The organism is Vibrio sp. Vb0349 (assembly GCF_033338975.1).
The window spans coordinates 1-1,434 of sequence record NZ_JAWOTS010000180.1; the positions used below are offsets into that span (position 1 = coordinate 1).

A 1,434-nucleotide genomic window follows, 5' to 3' on the forward strand; every position below is an offset into this window, starting at 1 on the left:
GCTGTTGATATTTATCCGGCTATGGTTGCGGCGATAAAGAACTTTACCTCGACGCTGTCGGCATCGGTTGAGTTTGATCCTAAAGTTTCCAATCGCATTTTCTCTATCGCTTGCGTGTCGATTTTAAGCTACGAGTTGCTGCCACAGTTGATGAAGCAGATTCACGAGTTAGCGCCGAATATCGCTTTGGAAGTGCACCCGCTGTTTACTGAGGATTACGAAAGTGATCTACGCTTACAACGTTATGATTTGATTATCGATTTAGCACCACGCGGGAGAACGGTCTTGAAAGTTGAACCCGTGATCACTGAGCGTTTGATGGTGGTGTGTAACAAAGATCACCCTCGTATCGCTGAGAGCATTTCTCAAGAGCAGTTTTTTGAAGAAGAACACGTTGCAGTATCGCAGTGGCAAAGCCGAAAAAGCATGCTGAGTGCAGAAGATATTGTTGATTTGGACAAACGCAAAATCATGTATCGAGCCGCAGGAGCACTGGAAATGTTGCCGGTTATCTGTGGTAGCGAATACATTGGTTTGATGACAGAATCGATGATTAAGTTGTTCAGTAATACCTATCATGTGAAAGCACTGCCGCTTCCATTTGATGTGACAACTTACGATCTTTGTACCATTTGGCACCCTAGCCGTACTAATGAAAGTGCCCATCAGTGGTTGCGCGCGCAAATCAAACACGCAGGGAAAGTCATCAAGAAATAGGAAGTCCATATGAAGACAATACGAGCGATTCTAAACGGCAAAAAAGCCGGTAATCCTGAGCTAAGAAACGCCATCATGAAAATGAGAGACAAGGGCGTAGATGTGCAAGTTCGCGTCACTTGGGAATCGCAAGATATGCCGCGTCTCGTGAAAGAAGCGGTAACGGATGGTATTGAGCGTATTGTTGTTGCGGGTGGCGATGGCACTGTCAATGAGGCTGCTTCGGCACTTATCCACATTGATCATGAAAGTCGCCCTGAACTTGCCATTATTCCGCTTGGTGCGGCCAATGATTTTGCGACCGCGAATCATATTCCAGATTCGATTGCTGATGCATTAACGTTGGCAGTGGAAGGGCAAGCGCTGTCTGTTGATTGCGTTAAGGCGAACGATCGTTGCTTTATCAATGTCGCGGCGGCGGGTTTTGGCGCAGAAGTGACGGCAGAAACGCCTGTTGAGTTAAAAAACTTTCTCGGTGGTGGGGCTTACACACTGACTGGCGTTGTGAAGGCGCTCGGCTTCAAACCTTATGATGGCAGCATCATTATCGAAGGGGGTCGCTACGATGGCGAAATGTTGTTAGGGGCATTTTGCAACAGCCGCTTAGCTGGTGGCGGTCAACAGCTCGCTCCCAATGCGATGATTGATGATGGTTTGATGGACTTAACGCTGGTTCGTCCGTTTTTACCGCATGAATTGCCCAAAGTCATTGAAGAG

General features: G+C 47.4%; 2 protein-coding genes. Both read left to right on the top strand.

Annotated elements, in window-relative coordinates; all coding sequences use genetic code 11:
• Positions 1 to 717, top strand: a 717-nt coding sequence (locus R7Q47_RS24350; RefSeq protein WP_318089788.1) for a LysR substrate-binding domain-containing protein, incomplete at its 5' end; no start/stop codon positions are given.
• Positions 718 to 726: 9 nt separating this feature from the next.
• The coding region (yegS, locus tag R7Q47_RS24355) for a lipid kinase YegS (protein ID WP_318089790.1) at positions 727 to 1,434 on the top strand (708 nt) is incomplete at its 3' end.